The sequence below is a fragment of the Vibrio inusitatus genome, assembly GCA_024346935.1.
Lineage (GTDB): Bacteria > Pseudomonadota > Gammaproteobacteria > Enterobacterales > Vibrionaceae > Vibrio > Vibrio inusitatus.
Genome location: AP024878.1, coordinates 557,943 through 575,957 on the forward strand (window position 1 = coordinate 557,943; position 18,015 = coordinate 575,957).

Annotated in this window: 18 protein-coding genes; 13 read left to right on the top strand and 5 right to left on the bottom strand. The window is 43.8% G+C overall.

Features of this window, described 5'->3' with window-relative positions:
• Positions 1–159: 159 nt before the first annotated feature.
• Positions 160–1,455, bottom strand: coding sequence for a peptidoglycan DD-metalloendopeptidase family protein (locus tag OCU48_RS02625; protein ID WP_141343954.1), 1,296 nt, complete (start codon positions 1,453–1,455; stop codon positions 160–162).
• Positions 1,456–1,581: 126 nt separating this feature from the next.
• Here OCU48_RS02625 and tyrS point away from each other — a divergent pair, with 126 nt between their 5' ends.
• Both tyrS and OCU48_RS02635 read left to right on the top strand, forming a co-directional pair.
• Positions 1,582–2,769, top strand: coding sequence for a tyrosine--tRNA ligase (gene tyrS / locus OCU48_RS02630; RefSeq protein ID WP_141343579.1), 1,188 nt, complete (start codon positions 1,582–1,584; stop codon positions 2,767–2,769).
• Positions 2,770–3,168: 399 nt separating this feature from the next.
• Positions 3,169–4,014 (top strand): magnesium transporter, encoded by an 846-nt coding sequence (locus tag OCU48_RS02635; protein ID WP_141343580.1) that lies wholly within the window; start codon positions 3,169–3,171, stop codon positions 4,012–4,014.
• Positions 4,015–4,074: 60 nt separating this feature from the next.
• Here OCU48_RS02635 and dacB read toward each other — a convergent pair whose 3' ends face one another.
• The gene (gene dacB / locus OCU48_RS02640; protein WP_141343581.1) at positions 4,075–5,445 is read right to left on the bottom strand and encodes a serine-type D-Ala-D-Ala carboxypeptidase; all 1,371 of its coding nucleotides are present in this window, start codon (positions 5,443–5,445) and stop codon (positions 4,075–4,077) included.
• A 99-nt stretch (positions 5,446–5,544) separates the two neighbouring features.
• A complete protein-coding gene (locus tag OCU48_RS02645; protein WP_141343582.1) occupies positions 5,545–6,582 on the bottom strand; it encodes a porin in 1,038 nt (345 codons plus the stop codon).
• Between the two features lie 507 nt (positions 6,583–7,089).
• On the opposite strand from OCU48_RS02645, the gene greA reads away from it, so the two are divergent.
• Complete coding sequence (gene greA / locus OCU48_RS02650; protein WP_141343583.1) at positions 7,090–7,563, top strand: transcription elongation factor GreA; 474 nt, start codon at positions 7,090–7,092, stop codon at positions 7,561–7,563.
• A 72-nt stretch (positions 7,564–7,635) separates the two neighbouring features.
• Here the strand turns inward: greA and yhbY are convergent, their stop codons facing one another.
• Positions 7,636–7,932 (bottom strand): ribosome assembly RNA-binding protein YhbY, encoded by a 297-nt coding sequence (yhbY, locus tag OCU48_RS02655; protein WP_141343584.1) that lies wholly within the window; start codon positions 7,930–7,932, stop codon positions 7,636–7,638.
• 131 nt (positions 7,933–8,063) lie between these two features.
• Here yhbY and rlmE point away from each other — a divergent pair, with 131 nt between their 5' ends.
• The 4 genes from rlmE to glmM all read left to right on the top strand — a co-directional run bounded on the left by rlmE (position 8,064) and on the right by glmM (position 13,000).
• Positions 8,064–8,693 carry a 23S rRNA (uridine(2552)-2'-O)-methyltransferase RlmE gene (gene rlmE, locus OCU48_RS02660; RefSeq protein WP_141343585.1) on the top strand — a complete coding sequence of 210 codons (630 nt, stop codon included), beginning with the start codon at positions 8,064–8,066 and terminating at the stop codon, positions 8,691–8,693.
• A gap of 98 nt (positions 8,694–8,791) precedes the next feature.
• A complete protein-coding gene (ftsH, locus tag OCU48_RS02665) occupies positions 8,792–10,720 on the top strand; it encodes an ATP-dependent zinc metalloprotease FtsH (protein ID WP_141343586.1) in 1,929 nt (642 codons plus the stop codon).
• Between the two features lie 94 nt (positions 10,721–10,814).
• Positions 10,815–11,645, top strand: a complete 831-nt coding sequence (gene folP / locus OCU48_RS02670; RefSeq protein ID WP_141343587.1) for a dihydropteroate synthase — start codon at positions 10,815–10,817, stop codon at positions 11,643–11,645.
• Between the two features lie 17 nt (positions 11,646–11,662).
• Positions 11,663–13,000, top strand: a complete 1,338-nt coding sequence (gene glmM, locus OCU48_RS02675) for a phosphoglucosamine mutase (RefSeq protein WP_141343588.1) — start codon at positions 11,663–11,665, stop codon at positions 12,998–13,000.
• A gap of 91 nt (positions 13,001–13,091) precedes the next feature.
• Here the strand turns inward: glmM and suhB are convergent, their stop codons facing one another.
• Entirely contained in the window at positions 13,092–13,895 is an 804-nt protein-coding gene (suhB, locus tag OCU48_RS02680) for an inositol-1-monophosphatase (RefSeq protein ID WP_141343589.1), read from the bottom strand.
• 157 nt (positions 13,896–14,052) lie between these two features.
• Here suhB and trmJ point away from each other — a divergent pair, with 157 nt between their 5' ends.
• The 6 genes from trmJ (at position 14,053) to hscB (ending at position 18,011) form a co-directional block, all read left to right on the top strand.
• Positions 14,053–14,781, top strand: coding sequence for a tRNA (cytosine(32)/uridine(32)-2'-O)-methyltransferase TrmJ (trmJ, locus tag OCU48_RS02685; protein WP_141343590.1), 729 nt, complete (start codon positions 14,053–14,055; stop codon positions 14,779–14,781).
• A gap of 114 nt (positions 14,782–14,895) precedes the next feature.
• Complete coding sequence (iscR, locus tag OCU48_RS02690) at positions 14,896–15,399, top strand: Fe-S cluster assembly transcriptional regulator IscR (RefSeq protein WP_141343591.1); 504 nt, start codon at positions 14,896–14,898, stop codon at positions 15,397–15,399.
• A gap of 27 nt (positions 15,400–15,426) precedes the next feature.
• Positions 15,427–16,641 (top strand): IscS subfamily cysteine desulfurase, encoded by a 1,215-nt coding sequence (locus tag OCU48_RS02695; protein WP_141343592.1) that lies wholly within the window; start codon positions 15,427–15,429, stop codon positions 16,639–16,641.
• Positions 16,642–16,674: 33 nt separating this feature from the next.
• Positions 16,675–17,058: a Fe-S cluster assembly scaffold IscU gene (gene iscU / locus OCU48_RS02700; RefSeq protein ID WP_017028351.1), complete on the top strand. Its 384-nt coding sequence runs from the start codon at positions 16,675–16,677 to the stop codon at positions 17,056–17,058.
• 45 nt (positions 17,059–17,103) lie between these two features.
• Complete coding sequence (iscA, locus tag OCU48_RS02705; RefSeq protein ID WP_141343593.1) at positions 17,104–17,427, top strand: iron-sulfur cluster assembly protein IscA; 324 nt, start codon at positions 17,104–17,106, stop codon at positions 17,425–17,427.
• A 68-nt stretch (positions 17,428–17,495) separates the two neighbouring features.
• On the top strand, positions 17,496–18,011 hold the full coding sequence (gene hscB / locus OCU48_RS02710) for a co-chaperone HscB (RefSeq protein ID WP_141343594.1): 516 nt from the start codon (positions 17,496–17,498) through the stop codon (positions 18,009–18,011).
• Positions 18,012–18,015: the final 4 nt, after the last annotated feature.

An 18,015-nucleotide genomic window follows, 5' to 3' on the forward strand; every position in this document is an offset into this window, starting at 1 on the left:
AGAATCTATTTCTACGCACACAATCGAAAGGTCCCCGATAAAAGCTCTCGGATACGACGAGTTGTTTGGATAAGTTTTCAATACTTCCCAAGAACCTAACATACAATTTAATCTAACTTGCGTGTGACAGTCAGGCTTAAAGCTGTCAGCTGAAATTTTTTAGTTTGCTGAAGCGGTAAGTAAATGCTGATAACGTTCTAACTCACCCAAACGTTGACTGGCTACCTTCATAAACTCTTTCTTCTTGTTACCGGTGAGAGATTTTGCTTCTGGTAGTTTAACTGTGCGCGCATTTTTATGTACGCCATTCACCAAGAATTCGTAGTGAAGGTGAGGGCCCGTGACTCGGCCTGTTCCGCCTAAAGTACCTATGGTTTGTCCTTGTTTAACTCTTTGACCACCTTTTACTCTGCGCTTTTGAAGGTGTAGGTACTTAGTGATGTAGATATTACTGTGTTTAATAAACACATAGTTACCGTTGAATTGGTTATAACCTGATTTAAGCACGACACCATCGCCCGCCGCGTATATAGGAGTGCCAACAGGGGCAGCGTAATCCGTGCCTCTATGGGCTCTGACCTTTCCTGTTACTGGGTGACGACGATTAGGGTTGAAGTTAGAAGTTACACGTCGAAAATCAACCGGTGAGCGCAAGAAGGCTTTTTTCATTGCGCGGCCTTTTTCGTCGTAATAGTTACCACTGTCTTCATCTAAAACAGCTTTAAAGGTGTCACCTTGGTTGATGAATTGTGCAGCTAAGATTTTACCTCTACCTACGAATTCGCCCTCGACAATGTTTTCTTCAAATAGCACCTTAAAACTATCATTTGGACGAATATCTAAGGCGAAGTCGATATCCCAGCCAAAGATCCCCGCAACACTCATGATTTGGTTCGGTGTTAGTTTTGCTTCAATAGCGGCGTTCCAAAAGCTTGAGGTAATGTTAGCTTCTGCGTAATTAAGTTGGGTGTAGACTTCTTTCTTATCAGTTACAGCTTTAAATTTATCGCCACTTTTTACTGCTTTAAAGGTTTCGTAAGGGCTGATCTTACGCTGCAATTGAATGAGATTATTCTGATCGTCATATCCAAAAATCAATTCATCATTTGGACGCAAGCGCGATAGCTGTTTATTAATTTCGTCATCACTACTTACTAGGTTATGCAATAGGCGAGGTGACAAACCAATTCGATCAAACAATACAGAGGCACTTTCGCCTGAGCGCACTTTGTGGGTATCCCAACGCATGACTGCCATAGGTAATTTTTGATCGGAAGGTGACAAAGCCTTGGCATTGATCTCTAGAGGGTAAATACGACCGACTTGATAGTTATTTTCTTGCTCGTGAAGGCTTCTAGGATCGGGAAGAAGAAATAGGGCAACCACAATAAGTGCGCTAAAACAGCAGATTAACGCTCGATGCAAAAGAGGTAAACGTTGAAAAATGGTCAGCATATCCCGATTCGTTAAATAATCAGTGAAAAATTGGTGTTTCATTAGTCTAACTGCTTTCAAAACTAATCGCTATTCAAGTACACTGTCGGGATATATTTTTTCCTGATTTTGTGGGAGCACACTAATATGGCAAGTTTTGAAGCTGCCTTATCTGAGATCAAGCGTGGCGTTGAAGAGCTGATTCCAGAAGAAGAGCTGATCGCCAAGCTGAAAGAAAACCGTCCTTTACGTATTAAACTGGGCGCGGATCCAACGGCACCGGATATCCACCTTGGTCACACAGTTATTCTTAATAAACTGCGTACATTCCAAGATCTTGGACATGATGTCACCTTCTTAATCGGTGACTTCACCGGTATGGTAGGGGATCCGACGGGTAAAAACACAACTCGTCCACCTCTGACTCGTGAAGATGTTCTGCGAAATGCAGAAACGTATAAAGAGCAAGTGTTCAAGATCCTAGATCCTGCAAAAACCAAGATTGCCTTTAACTCTGAGTGGTTAGGTGAACTTGGCGCTGAGGGTATGTTACGTCTTGCTGCTAATCAGACTGTAGCGCGCATGCTAGAGCGTGATGACTTTAAAAAGCGTTATGCTGGTGGCCAGCCAATTGCTATCCATGAGTTCATGTACCCGCTACTGCAAGGTTACGACTCTGTAGCTATGGAAACTGACGTAGAGCTTGGTGGTACTGATCAGAAGTTTAACCTTCTAATGGGACGTGAGCTGCAGAAGGCCCACGGTCAAAAGCCTCAAGCTGTATTGACTATGCCTCTTCTTGTCGGCCTTGATGGTGAGAAGAAGATGTCAAAATCTGCTCACAACTACATCGGCGTTAGCGATGCACCAAGCGATATGTTTGGTAAGATCATGTCTATCTCTGACGTACTTATGTGGAGCTACTACGAGTTACTTTCTTTCCGTCCTCTGGCTGAGATTGAGCAGTTCAAAGCAGACGTCGAGAACGGTAAAAACCCTCGTGATGTTAAGATCTTGCTGGCTAAAGAAATTATTACTCGCTTCCACTCTGAAGCCGATGCTGATGCGGCAGAACAAGAGTTCATTAATCGTTTTCAAAAAGGTCAAATCCCAGAGGAAATGCCTGAGTTTGAATTCGAAGTAGGCCGTCCTGTAAGTAACCTTCTTAAAGAAGCGGGCCTATGCTCATCTTCTTCAGAGGCGATGCGCATGGTTAAGCAGGGCGCAGCTAAAATTGATGGTGAGAAACTCACTGACAGTAAATTTGTACCTCAAGCGGGCACGTATGTGTTCCAAGTAGGTAAGCGTAAATTTGCTCGTCTTACCTTCAAATAGGTTAAGTTGTTACCATTGATTAATAGGCGCCTATTTGGCGCCTTTTTTTATATCTATGAACTTGTGAACCAAGTCATGTTTTTGATATATTACGCGGCGCTGGGGCATCTCAGTAACCTTTGGAGAACACTATGAACACTACCGACCATCCTCCTAGTATGAAGGGAGAAAAATAACCCTCTGTCGGTATGTACGTTCTTCGTCTCTGCCTCAGTGGTAGAGAACTTTTATCAAATCTTTTCTGATTCTCTCTCGATTTTTCTCCTTACACTCTAGTCATAAATATCATGGAATTGCCTCGCTATTCTGATGCGAAGCGTACGTGTTATTTCGATGGTCGTTACCCCATTTATATCAGCTTTTATGCTGGTGTCGACACAGCTAATCGGGAGATTCGCCATGACGGTAATGAACACAACTTTAGCTCACGATGTATCTGATTTTTCTCGTGAGGAAATCTGCGCAGCAACAAGCGCATTTTTGAAATATGATGTAAAACAGCAGGTTAAACTGCTACAAGTGATGCCTATTGAAGAGGCAGTGGCGATTCTTAATCAATGCTCTGTGGCTTTTGTTCAGCATATTATTGCGGAACTAGAAGTTGTTGGAGAAGACGTAAGAGCGCGACATTTTGCTCATCAGTTAGGATTTATTCGCTCTGAGGCTGAGCCTCACAAAGGGTACCTTTCCACGGGTGTGCTGGCACATGTGCAGCAACGCATTGGTTGGATCATTGGTTTGGCTTTGATGGGGATCGTTTCAGGTCTGATCATTGCAAGTTATGAGGATACTCTAAGCCAATTGGTGCTTCTTGCTATCTATATGCCCGTCATTGCCGCTGCGGGTGGCAATACAGGTACTCAGTCGGCAACGTTAGTCATTAGGGCGTTGGCAACAGGGGAGCTCAAAAAAAGGCAGTGGCTGTCAGTACTCTGGAAAGAAAGCCGAGTGGCTTTGTGCATTGGCTTTGTGATAGCAATAGTGATCGTTGGACGCATTCTACTGTTCAGTGATGGCGTTTCAACCGGTGGTCATGACCTCAATATCATTGCCTTGGCAATTGCAGTCGCTCTGTTTATTCAGATCTCTATTTCAACCACTTTAGGCGGTGTGCTACCTATTATTGCAAGAGCCTTCAAATTAGATCCTGCGGTATTGGTGAGTCCAGTATTGGCATCAATCGTAGACATTACGGGGATGTGGATCTATTTTAACGTGGTCAATTACTTCTTAGGCCTATCCTAGTCAAAACAAATAAAAACGGGCTCTGTCATTACAATGCAGAGCCCGTTTTTTGTTGCTAATTTACTGTGTTACTAAAGATCCGTAGAAAGCTTTTTCAAACTGAGTGATTGCTGGTTCAACGCCTTTAATCCTAGGTTCAGGGTGGTAATTGCTAACAAACTGCACAAAAGTGTATTTGATATTTCCCTGCTCATCATAACTGTATCCGACCATGTTGTGGCTACCAAACAGTGAACCACTCTTCCCTTTAATATTGCCTTTGATCGGCGTGTTTCGCATGCTTGGACGATACTTTAAGGTGCCATCTAAACCTGATGTAGGCAGTAGGGCAATAAGGTGCACCTTGTCATCGTTATTCTTTATGTACTGCATTATCTGCATCATGACTTGAGGGGAAACTCGGTTGTTGCGAGATAATCCTGAGCCATCCTCTAATACCGCATTAGCAAGGTCAATCCCCGTTTGCTGAAGTAGGATCTCTCTAATCGCTGAGGTGCCACTGTTGAAGCTTCCCTGTGCGCCATAAAAGTCGGCTCCCAACTGCTTAGTTATATTGTCCGCATACAAATTATTAGATTTATGCAACATGAACTCTAGCATTTCGTCTAGAGGAGCCGATTTGTGTTCGGCTACAAGTACTGCATTGTGTGTTGCTTTACCTAATTTCACCTTGCCATTGAGCGTGATGTTATGTTGTTGCAGGAGGTTAGAGATGGTTTTTTTCACAAACAAGCTAGGAGACTGCACTGCAAACTTGAGTGGCAATGGTTTGTCTCGATTGACTAAACATCCGCTAAGCGTGTAGCTATTGCTAGGCGCTGTGGTTAAGTTAAGATCACAGTAACTGTTATTTTTCTCTTCTTGGCTTACCGCTTTTACATTGGTAATGACTTTTATTGGCTGATGTTTGGGCACAAATGCGGACGTAGCGCCGTTATCGAGTGTCTTTAGTGATGCTTGAACGCAATTGCCTTCTAGACTTAAAGCCGAAGCCGGTGCCGCATAGCAAACGCCTAACACATCCCATGGCCAGCCGACACCTCGGTCATAACCACTGAATATCGATCCATCTAGGTAAAGGTTGCCTGAAATGGTTTTGCCTTTTAGATTTTTAAGCAGAGTCTCAAGGTCTTGACGACTTAAACTTGGGTCACCTGAGAAGCGAAGCGTATAATCATTGCCCTGCTTAACAAGCTCGGTAGAAAATTGATACCCTTCTTTCCAGTGCAGTTTAGCTGCAAGAGCTGTGACCAATTTTAGGGTACTTGCTGGAGGAAGAAGCTGTTCGGCATTTACAGAGGACTCTACAGCGGCACCTTTGGTGACGATAACACTGGAAAGCTGCCCAGGAGGAAGAACCTCATAAGGGGTTGAGATTGAAGCCATTGCCGCTGTGGAAACACAGGTCAGCAAAAAGGTGAGAGTGCGCATAACATCCCTAATTAAGGCAGAAGCAATTTAGAGATCAGTATAAACAAAAACACCCGCCAAGAGGCAGGTGTTTTATTAGGAATTTAGGTTGTTATACCATTATAGGTAGTAACGAACACCAACGTTCCACATGTCGTTTTCTTTGTTGTATAGGTCAGAACCTAGGTCAAGCTGGTAGCCAGCAAAAGTAACGAAAGTTGGAGTGATGTTGTATTCCGCTTGGAATGCCATTTGGCTGTATACAGTACCGTCTACGATTGCTTTGTCGTTACCTTCAACTGCTTCGTAGTTGATAGATAGGTTTAGGCTGTTAGCAAATGCGTATGCAGCGATGAATTCGATGCCGTCAGAGTCTTTAAGAACACCAGCAGTTGAAGCACCAGTGTTGTAGTTGCTAGTACCATGCATGTATTCGTTCATAGTGTATACAGCAGCTACGTATAGACCGTTACCGTAAGAACCGTACTTAGCAGAAAGAGCGTGAGAAGTTGCTTCTTTAGTACCAATTACACCGTCAGTACGATCACCAGCGTTGTAAGAGTAACCAACCATGAAATCAGCGAAGTTTGCACCGATAGCTACTTGACCACGAGAGTCAAAGCCAGCAGTTGCATCGTCTTGCCAGCCTAGGCCACCAAATACAGATAGGTTGTCACCTAGTTGGATGTCGTTGCGGTAAGAAATCATGTTTTCCGCACGGCCAGTACCTAGGGCACCGTGGTTGTCGTATAGGAAGTCGTTCGCGAATGCGATTGGCATATCAGCGATACCAGCGATGTCGTAGTATGGAGACCATTGAGTACCACCAACAGCGCGACCAAAAGTATCGTGAGTTACGCCGATGTAACCTAAACGAGTAGAGAATGCGTTTTCACCACCATTAAGGTAGTTTACAGACCACTCACCGCGAGCGTCAGCTGTGAAGCCGTTGCCTAGGTCTTGAGTTGCAGTCATGTTAATACGAGGCGAGTTTGAGATGATGTCTGTACCGCCAACATCTGAGTTGCCTTTAGCACTAATAGATACGTGACCGCCGATAGAGAAAGTAGAACCATCTTGGTTGTATAGTTCAACAGCTGATGCCTGAGTACCGAAAGCAGCAGCAGCTACTGCTAGAGCAATAATCTTTTTGTTCATTTCCAAGTCCTAGAATGTATTTGTCCGATAAAAAGTGGGCTGTATAAACCCAAACTCCCTTTAAGAAAATCTTGGTTAAGCACTGCACTAAGTTATTGTAATACGCAGTGTTTTACGCTTAATAAGATTTGTTCTCGGTTAGAATTCTGACTTAGATGCATAAGTAGGCGATAGTAAAATGTTGTAAAGGAGTGGAACTTTTTGTATCGAAATGATGTCCACGTTACTGTGGTTCAATAAAAACAATGTGTTAGCGTTGTAATGCAATTGGTATGACATGTGCAGTTTTTAGGTTTATTTACCTTTATGCCGTTGTTTTTGTTTGTTTTTTGCCCGTCGCATTGTGATTTACATCACGCTTTTACCTATAATCAATACGTCGAATTTTGGTGAAAAAAAGCAGACTTTTCGGTACAATTGGCCTATCACTATCAGTTAGTTACCTATTGAGCCTTCGCTTGATAGGTTTTTTGTTGCCCTATATTTGCTGGGCAAATGAGGTTTAATATGGAAAAAGTACCAATGACTGTTCGTGGCGAACAGCAACTAAAAACAGAATTAGAAAGACTGCTTAAACTGCGTCCACTGATCTCGACTGCTATTGCTGAGGCTCGTGAGTTAGGCGACCTTAAAGAGAATGCTGAATATCACGCCGCTCGTGAGGAGCAAGGCATCTGTGAAGCTCAGATTCGCGATATTGAATACAAGTTATCTGTTGCTCAGGTTATTGACGTCACTAAGATGGATAACAGCGGTAAGGTAATTTTTGGCACAACAGTAACGCTAATCGATGTAGATACAGAAGAAGAATTCAAGTATCAGATCGTAGGTGAAGATGAAGCGGAAATTAAGCTAGGTCGTATTTCTGTTAGCTCGCCTATCGCACGTGGCCTTATTGGCAAAATGGAAGGTGATGAAGTGACTATCACCACGCCTGGTGGCGTAAAAGATTACGAAATTGATCAAGTAGAATATCTATAAGCTTATTGGCTTTAGATATCAAAAAGGCTGCATCTGCAGCCTTTTTTAATGAGAACGATTAATCGTTGCAGCCTATTTGCGTGGCAGTTCGATTTTGCGTTGCTCTGATTGGCGGTACATAACCAGTGTTTTACCAATAGTTTGTACTTTTTCTGCACCAGTCTCACGAATGATAGCGTCAATGATAAGGTTTTTAGTATCGCGATCTTCCGATGCTACCTTAACTTTGATCAATTCATGATGACCCAATGCAATTTCAATTTCCGCTAGAACAGCCTCAGTAAGTCCATTTGCGCCCATCAACACAACCGGTTTTAGGTTGTGTGCTAAGCCTTTAAGATGCTGCTTTTGTTTGGTGCTTAAGTTCATATCGCGGCCAATTTCTTTTATGTAAGGGTTGAAAAATCCTATTTTAACGTCATATAAGTCTCAAGACTATACTTTATCCATGAAACGGGAATATTAGGCGGTTTGCCTACTCAAAACACATTGGAAATTGAATGAGTAAACAAAAGCATTCGGCCAGTTCGGGTCGATGGTTGAAAGAACATTTTGATGATAAATACGCCAACGAAGCCAGAAAAAAAGGCTACCGTTCGCGTGCTTACTTCAAAATGGAAGAAATACACACCAAAGATAAGCTCTTTTCTGCTGGAATGACCGTAGTAGATTTAGGAGCCGCTCCTGGTGGTTGGTCACAATACGCTGCAAAAATAGTTGGTGACAATGGACAAATTATTGCATGTGATTTGTTGCCAATGGACCCTATTGCTGGTGTAAGCTTCCTGCAAGGTGATTTTCGTGAAGAGAGCGTTCTTGAAGCGCTGTTAGAACGCATTCAACCTAGCATGGTGGACGTCGTAATGTCTGACATGGCTCCCAATATTGCAGGTAATAACTCGGTAGACCAGCCAAGGGCTATGTATTTGGTCGAATTAGCCCTTGATATGTGTCGACAAGTTCTAGCTACAAATGGTAGCTTTGTCGTTAAGGTATTTCAGGGCGAAGGGTTTGATCAATTCGTCAAAGATGTACGTGAAATGTTCAAAACGGTTAAAGTTCGAAAACCCGATTCTTCTCGAGCTCGCTCTCGTGAAGTCTTCGTTGTAGCAACAGGTTACAAAGGCTAACGGCTCAACAAGCTTGAGAAAGCTTTACATTCTGGCTACAGCATCCAAACTGTAGTAATCTACTTTTAATTACAATTAGTTATCGAGAGGCTTACACCTTGAGTGACATGGCAAAAAATCTAATTCTGTGGCTAGTGATAGCTGTAGTGCTAATGTCCGTTTTCCAGAGCTTTGGCCCTGGAGACAGCAACGGAAAATCAGTGGATTACACCACTTTTATACAGGAAGTTGGCCAAGGCCAGATTCGTGAAGCTAAAATTAACGATAAAGAAATCGTTTTTTATCGCAGCGATAACTCACGTAACGTGACTTATATGCCTGTGTACGACACTAAGCTTCTTGATGACCTGATCAATCAAAACGTGAAGGTGACAGGTACGCCACCAGAAGAGCAAAGTCTTCTAGGCACTATCTTCATCTCATGGTTCCCAATGATTCTGCTGATTGGTGTGTGGATCTTCTTCATGCGTCAAATGCAAGGCGGTGGCGGTAAAGGTGCCATGTCTTTCGGTAAATCAAAAGCTCGTATGATGAGTGAAGAACAAATCAAAACACTGTTCTCTGACGTCGCTGGCTGTGATGAAGCCAAAGAAGACGTGAAAGAACTAGTGGATTACCTTCGCGACCCAAGTCGATTCCAAAAGTTGGGTGGTAAGATCCCAACAGGTGTCTTGCTAGTCGGTCCTCCAGGTACGGGTAAAACCCTACTTGCGAAGGCGATTGCAGGTGAAGCTAAAGTACCGTTCTTTACTATCTCAGGTTCTGACTTTGTAGAAATGTTCGTTGGTGTGGGTGCATCTCGTGTGCGCGACATGTTCGAGCAAGCGAAGAAAGCAGCACCTTGTATCATCTTCATCGATGAGATCGATGCCGTAGGTCGTCAGCGTGGCGCGGGTGTTGGTGGTGGTCACGATGAGCGTGAACAAACATTGAACCAAATGCTGGTAGAGATGGATGGTTTTGAGGGTAACGAAGGTATTATCGTTATCGCTGCAACTAACCGTCCTGACGTATTGGACCCTGCATTACTTCGTCCAGGTCGTTTTGACCGTCAGGTAGTGGTAGGTCTTCCAGATGTACGTGGCCGTGAGCAGATTCTAAAAGTACACATGCGTAAGGTTCCTCTTGCTAGCGATGTAGAGCCATCTTTGATTGCTCGTGGTACGCCTGGTTTCTCCGGTGCAGACCTTGCTAACCTTGTCAACGAAGCTGCTCTATTTGCAGCTCGTGGTAACAAGCGCAACGTTTCTATGGCCGAGTTTGAGCAAGCGAAAGACAAAATCATGATGGGTGCAGAACGCCGCTCTATGGTAATGACGGATGACATTAAAGAGTCAACGGCATACCACGAAGCAGGTCACGCCATCATAGGTCGTTTGGTTCCTGAGCACGATCCTGTGTATAAGGTCTCTATTATCCCACGTGGCCGTGCGCTAGGTGTGACGATGTATTTACCAGAGCAAGATCGTGTAAGTATGAACCGTCGCCACCTTGAGTCGATGATTTCAAGCCTTTATGGTGGTCGTCTAGCTGAAGAGCTTATCTACGGTAAAGAACGTGTATCTACTGGTGCATCAAATGATATCGAACGTGCGACTGATATCGCTCGTAAGATGGTGACTCAGTGGGGCTTCTCTGAGAAACTAGGTCCTCTTCTATATGCTGAAGAAGAAGGCGAAGTATTCTTGGGTCGTAGCGTAACTCAGACTAAACACATGTCTGATGATACCGCTAAGCTGATTGATGACGAGATTCGTCAAATCATTGACCGAAACTACGCTAGAGCTCGTCAGATTCTTGAAGAGAACATGGATATCATGCATACAATGAAAGATGCATTGATGAAATACGAAACCATTGATGCAGGTCAGATTGATGATCTAATGGAACGTCGTAGTGATATTCGTGAACCAGCGGGTTGGGGTGAACAATCAAAACCAGTTGAAGAGCCAAAGGCTGAAGCAAAAGCTGAGCCAGAAACGGCAGAAGAATCTAAAACAGAACCAGCTGAAAAAGATTCAGAATAATAGCTAAGTAAGCAAACCCCGAGATCTCTCGGGGTTTTTCTGTTTCTACCCCTCACAAATTATCGCTTTAAACTTTCTAAAATTCTTTAATGTTATGATCCTAAATAGTGGAAAAAAACAACTCAACCTTTCTTCACCTCAAGTCATGGGCATACTCAATGTCACCCCTGATTCGTTTTCTGACGGTGGTCAATACAACCGAATTGATGATGCGCTAGCCCAATCTCGAAAGATGATTGCTGCAGGTGCCACCATTATTGATATTGGTGGGGAGTCAACAAGACCTGGAGCTCCAGAGGTAGAGTTACAACAAGAGCTCGATCGCGTTATTCCCATAATCAAAGCTGTGCGCGCTGAGTCTGATGTCTGGATATCTATCGATACCAGTAAAGCGGAAGTTATGCGCCAAGCCATTGAGGCCGGAGCGGACTTGATCAATGATGTAAGAGCACTGCAAGAGCCTGGATCATTGCAAGTTGCGGCTGACAGTGGCGTTCCTATTTGTCTCATGCATATGCAAGGTCAACCAAGAACGATGCAGGCTAATCCACACTATGATGATTTGGTTTTAGATGTAGCTTCATTTTTGACAGAACGTATCAAGGCTTGCGAGGGCGTGGGAATAGACAAAGATAAGTTAATTCTGGATCCGGGCTTTGGATTTGGTAAAACACTTGAACACAACTACCATTTACTGCAACATTTAGAGCAATTTCATCGCTTTGGCCTGCCACTGTTAGCGGGGATGTCTCGAAAGTCGATGGTGTTCAAGTTGCTAGATAAAGCGCCTGCAGATTGCGTTTCTGCCAGTGTGGCATGTGCGGTTGTAGCTGCACAGAAAGGTGCACAGATCATTCGAGTTCACGACGTTGAAGAAACGGTAGATGCCGTACGAGTCGTGAGCTTTATGGAATCATTAAAATAATAAATAGGAATTAGACAATGTCTAAACGACGTTATTTCGGTACTGACGGTATTCGAGGAAAAGTGGGCCAATACCCAATCACTCCGGATTTTGTATTAAAGCTAGGTTGGGCTGCGGGTCGTGTTTTGGCTAAACAAGGCACCAAGAAAGTCATTATTGGTAAAGATACTCGAATCTCAGGTTATATGCTTGAGTCTGCACTCGAGGCTGGGCTTGCTGCAGCGGGTTTAAAAGCAACCTTTACCGGTCCAATGCCAACACCTGCAGTTGCTTACTTAACGCAAACGTTCCGCGCTGAAGCGGGCATAGTTATTTCAGCATCTCATAATCCTTATTATGACAACGGCATCAAGTTTTTCTCCTCTGAGGGTTCAAAGCTGCCAGATGACATTGAACTTGCTATTGAAGCTGAGCTAGATAAAGACATTGAATGTGTTGAGTCAGCACTGCTGGGTAAAGCCTCACGTATGAATGATGCGGCGGGTCGTTATATTGAATTTTGTAAAAGCACCTTCCCAAGCAATGCAAACCTAAGCTCACTAAAGATTGTGGTTGATTGTGCTCACGGTGCAACGTATCACATCGCTCCAAATGTATTTAAAGAGCTAGGTGCAAATTTGGTGCTTATGGGCTGTGAGCCTGACGGCTTGAACATTAATGCTGAAGTGGGTGCAACGGATGTTCGTGCACTGCAAGCTAAAGTCGTTGAAGAAAAAGCTGATCTAGGCCTTGGTTTTGATGGCGATGGTGACCGCATTATCATGGTTGACCATAAAGGTAATAAAGTTGATGGTGACCAAATCGCTTACATCATTGCGCGTGACGCTCTGCGTCGTGGTGAGTTAAAAGGCGGTGTTGTTGGCACTTTGATGACGAACCTAGGGATGGAAAATGGCCTCAAGCAATTGGGTATTCCTTTCTCGCGTGCGGCAGTAGGCGATCGTTATGTGATGGAGCAGCTGAAAGAAAAAGGTTGGAGCATTGGTGCTGAAAACTCAGGTCACGTTATCTTGCTAGATAAAGTGACTACGGGTGATGCCATTGTTGCGGCTCTTCAAGTTCTGTCCTCGATCGTTGATAGCGGCATGAGCCTATTTGACCTATCGCAAGGGATGACACTCTATCCGCAAGAGCTTATCAACGTTCGTTTCTCAGGTAACACCGATCCAATGCAGTTAGATGTCGTTAAAGAATCCGTCCTGCAAGCAGAGCAAGAATTGGGTAACAAAGGACGTGTGCTTTTACGTAAGTCCGGTACTGAGCCTTTGATTCGAGTAATGGTAGAAGGTGAAAATGGCGAGTTAGTGCTTAAGTTAGCTAACCGCATAGCCGATACTGTTCGTGAACACTGTTAAGCTAGCAATTGATTAAATAGTCAAAAGTTAGATACAAAAACGGCCATCAGATGATGGCCGTTTTTTTTATATTATTTTCAAAGGGCTGAAATTATTTCAGCATGCCTTCGTTTGCGTTCTCACGTACGTGGCGAAGAATATTCTTAACACCGCGTGCACTTGAACCAACAAGGTTACCAGATTTGATGTAGTCAGTACCGCCACCAAAGTCAGTTAAGATTGCGCCAGCTTCACGAGCGATAAGCTCACCTGCAGCGATATCCCAAGGCTTAAGACCAAGCTCAAAGTAACCATCAACACGGTTAGCAGCAAGATAACATAGGTCAAGAGCAGGAGAACCAGTGCTACGGAAGTCAGCAACTTCTACAAATAGAGAGCTCATGATTTTGAAGTAAGATTCAGAGTGTTGCTTTTGCTTAGTTGGGAAACTCGTTGCAAGAACAGTACCTTGAAGGTCTTTTAGTTGCTTAACACGGATGCGGGCGTTGTTTAGCTGTGCGCCAGAACCACGTTGTGCAGTGAAAAGCTCGTTAAGCATTGGGTCATAAACACAAGCAACTTCTGTTTTGCCATTGATACGAACAGCGATAGATACAGAGAAGTGTGGGATACCCTTAACGAAGTTATTGGTGCCATCCAGTGGGTCAATGATCCATTGAACTGCGTCATCTTTACCTACAGTTAAACCAGACTCTTCAGCGATGATGCTGTGGTCAGGGTAAGAAGATTTGATTGTATCGATAATCACATGTTCTGCGTCTTTGTTGATGTTAGTCACAAAGTCATTTTCGCCTTTCAGCGAGATTTCAATTTTGTCAGCAGTTTCAAGAGATTTCGCAATATGATTGCCTGCTTTTCGCGCAGCGCGAATAGCGATATTTAGCATAGGATGCATAATTATACCCAACGGATGTTAAAGAACGGAAAGCGGGGCGGAGTATAAGCAAGATTGTGACAAAAGGGAAGTGGTTATTTTTTGCGCGAGTGTTTTTTTTATTCCGCTTTTGGGATGTGTTAGTATGCGTCGGTTGTGAAATATAGAGGTAAGTTTGATGTTACAGAACGTCAAAGTGGTACTGGTGGGAACTTCTCACCCTGGGAATATTGGTTCAGCTGCACGAGCAATGAAGGTGATGGGGCTGACTCAGTTGGTCTTGGTTGATCCGCAATGTGAAATAGATGAGCAAACCATGGCATTGGCGGCAGGCGCTGACGATGTAGTGAATAACGCACAAAGATTTTCGACCATGGAAGAAGCTGTGGCCGATTGTGCCCTTGTTGTTGGATCGAGTGCACGCTCTCGAACCCTTAATTGGCCAATGCTAGAGCCTCGCGAATGTGGCGTTAAGTTTGTTGAAGAAGGCAGGAATACCTCAGTTGCTCTTGTGTTTGGTCGTGAACGGACCGGCTTAACTAATGATGAACTGCAACTGTGTCAGTATCATGTCGCCATACCTGCTAACCCTGAATATAGTTCACTGAACCTAGCGATGGCGGTACAAACCCTTTGTTACGAAGTGAGAATGGCGTTTCTAGAAAGTGACAAGGCTCAATATCCAGAAGATGAGTCAGTGGTCTATTCACGTCATAATGAATTAGAAATGTTTTATCAGCACCTTGAAAATGTGCTTCTTGATACCCAGTTTATTGAGAAGGATAAGCCTAACCAAGTGATGAATAAACTGAGACGACTATTCAGTCGCGCTCGTCCTGAAGCTCAAGAAATCAATATCCTACGCGGTATCCTTACAGCGATACAAAAGAAAGTTTCGCACAAATAATAGCCATATTACGTATAAGGTTAAATACTTGAGTAAATTGGTCAAATAAATACTTGACCGTTTTTGTCGGGTATGGGAGACTTTCCGCAACGAAGTAATTGAAAAGAGTGTGATATGAAGCTTACATCGAAAGGAAGATATGCCGTAACAGCCATGCTTGATGTAGCATTGCATTCTCAGTCAGGACCAGTACCTCTGGCTGACATATCGGAACGTCAGGGTATATCTCTTTCTTATCTAGAACAATTATTTTCAAAGCTACGCAAAGCGGGTTTAGTTGCTAGTGTTCGAGGTCCAGGTGGTGGTTACAACCTAGGAAAAGACGCGCAACTTATTGCTATTGGCACCATTATTTCAGCGGTTGATGAATCAGTTGAAGCAACGCGTTGTAATGGAAAAGCCAATTGTCAGGGAGGCGCTCGTTGTCTCACCCACACGCTTTGGCGTGATTTGAGTTCTCGAATCAGTGATTTTTTAAACAATATCACCTTAGGTGAGTTGATGTTGGACAATGAAGTTTTAGCGATTTCAGGACGCCAAGATATAGAGTTAGCCTCTAATCATGGTTTTAGCTCTAAATCGATAGCCGATGCAATCGGCGTCAATGTCCGCTCATAGAGCAAACAGTTTTACTTGGAGTAAATAATGAAACTGCCAATTTATTTAGACTATTCAGCCACTTGCCCAGTAGATGAGCGTGTTGCTGAGAAAATGGTCCAGTATATGACTATGGATGGTACCTTCGGCAACCCAGCGTCTCGCTCACATCGCTATGGTTGGCAAGCAGAAGAAGCTGTAGATAATGCTCGTGAACAGATTGCTGATCTTCTAAATGCGGATCCTCGTGAAATCGTATTTACCTCTGGCGCAACAGAATCAGATAACCTTGCTATTAAGGGTGCAGCTCGTTTCTATTCAAAGAAAGGCAAGCACATCATCACCTGCAAAACTGAACACAAAGCGGTATTAGACCCATGTCGTCAGCTTGAGCGTGAAGGTTTCGAGGTTACCTATCTACAGCCTGAAGCCAATGGCATTATTGACCTAAACAAGCTTCAAGATGCAATGCGTGAAGATACTGTTCTGGTATCTATCATGCACGTAAACAACGAGATTGGCGTGATTCAAGATATCACTTCAATTGGCGAATTGTGCCGCGAGCGAAAAATTGTTTTCCATGTGGATGCGGCTCAATCAGCAGGTAAGCTACCGATTGATGTGCAAGAGACTAAGGTCGACTTGCTATCGCTATCTGCACATAAGGTATATGGTCCTAAAGGCATCGGCGCTTTGTATGTTCGTCGTAAACCACGTATTCGCTTAGAAGCACAAATGCACGGTGGTGGTCATGAGCGCGGTTTCCGCTCTGGCACACTTCCAACTCACCAAATCGTAGGTATGGGTGAAGCATTCCGTGTGGCTAAATTGGATATGGAAAAAGATTACCAACATGCTCTGAATCTGCGTAATCGCCTATTTAATGCGGTTAAAGATTTGGAAGCAGTAACGGTTAATGGTGATTTTGAGCAGCGTGTACCACACAACCTAAACGTAAGCTTTGCGTTTGTTGAAGGTGAGTCCCTGCTTATGTCACTGAAAGACTTAGCTGTTTCATCTGGCTCAGCATGTACATCTGCAAGCCTTGAGCCTTCGTATGTATTGCGAGCACTAGGCCTCAATGATGAACTAGCTCACAGCTCAGTGCGTTTCTCTTTCGGTCGCTACACGACAGAAGAAGAAATTGACTATGCGGTAGAGCAAATTCGCACTGCGGTAACAAAATTACGCGACATGTCTCCACTTTGGGATATGTACAAGGAAGGTATTGATTTGGACACCGTAGAGTGGGCACATCACTAATTCCAAGGAAGTAGAGGATTAGAGGACTATATTATGGCTTACAGTGAAAAAGTAATTGACCACTACGAAAACCCACGCAATGTTGGTTCTTTCGATAAAGAAGACCCAAGCGTAGGCAGTGGAATGGTAGGCGCACCCGCTTGTGGCGACGTAATGAAACTACAAATCAAGGTGACTCCTGAGGGCATCATCGAAGATGCTAAATTTAAAACTTATGGTTGTGGTAGTGCTATCGCATCTAGCTCACTTGTTACTGAGTGGGTTAAGGGTAAAACCGTTGATGAAGCAGCTTCAATCAAGAACTCTGAAATTGCTGAAGAACTAGAGTTGCCACCGGTTAAGGTGCACTGTTCTATCCTAGCTGAAGATGCAATTAAAGCAGCTGTTTCAGATTATAAGAAAAAACATCAAGAGTAATAATTAGAGGGGAGGCTTCCCCTCATTGGCAATAAAGGTTGTAGTATGGCCATCACAATGACAGAAACCGCGGCAGACCGCGTTAGAGCATTCCTAGACAGTCGAGGCAAAGGCGTCGGTTTAAGACTGGGTGTTAAAACAACGGGCTGTTCAGGTATGGCGTATGTGCTTGAATTCGTAGATGACGTAAATGAAGAAGACAGCATCTTCGAGTACAAGGGCGTTAAAGTGGTGATCGATGCCAAGAGCCTTGTTTATCTTGATGGTACCGAGCTAGATTACGTTAAAGAAGGTCTTAACGAAGGGTTTGAATTCAATAACCCGAACGCTAAGGGTGAATGTGGCTGCGGCGAAAGCTTCAACGTTTAGCGAGCGAGTTAAGGCTAGGGTTCATCATTAGGATGAGCCCTCTCTCTTTAAATATCGAGAGTCTCATTATGAACCATTTCGAATTATTCGGGCTACCAACACAGTTTAATGTGGATGGTAGCCTTCTTTCTTCTCAATTCAGAGAATTGCAGCGTCGTTTTCATCCCGATAAGTTTGCTACTGCTTCTGAGCGCGACCGTTTGATGGCTGTGCAAAAAGCAGCAAGCATCAATGATGCATATCAAACCTTAAAGAGTCCTATTGCCCGCGCTGAATATATGTTGGCTGAGAACGAGCACGATATTCGCTCTGAGCAGCAAACATTGCAAGATCCTTTATTTTTAATGCAGCAGATGGAACTTCGCGAAGAGCTTGAGGAAATTGGCGATAGTGCTAATGCGGATGACTTACTGTTTGATTTTGAATCTAAAGTGGCCAAAATGCACAAGCAGCAGTTGCAACAAGTTGAGCAACAGATCAATGATCAATGTTGGGTTGAAGCGGCCGATAGCGTAAGAAAACTGAAATTTATTGCCAAGTTATTAGTAGAAATCGAACGACTAGAAGACAAGTTACTTAACTAGTCGT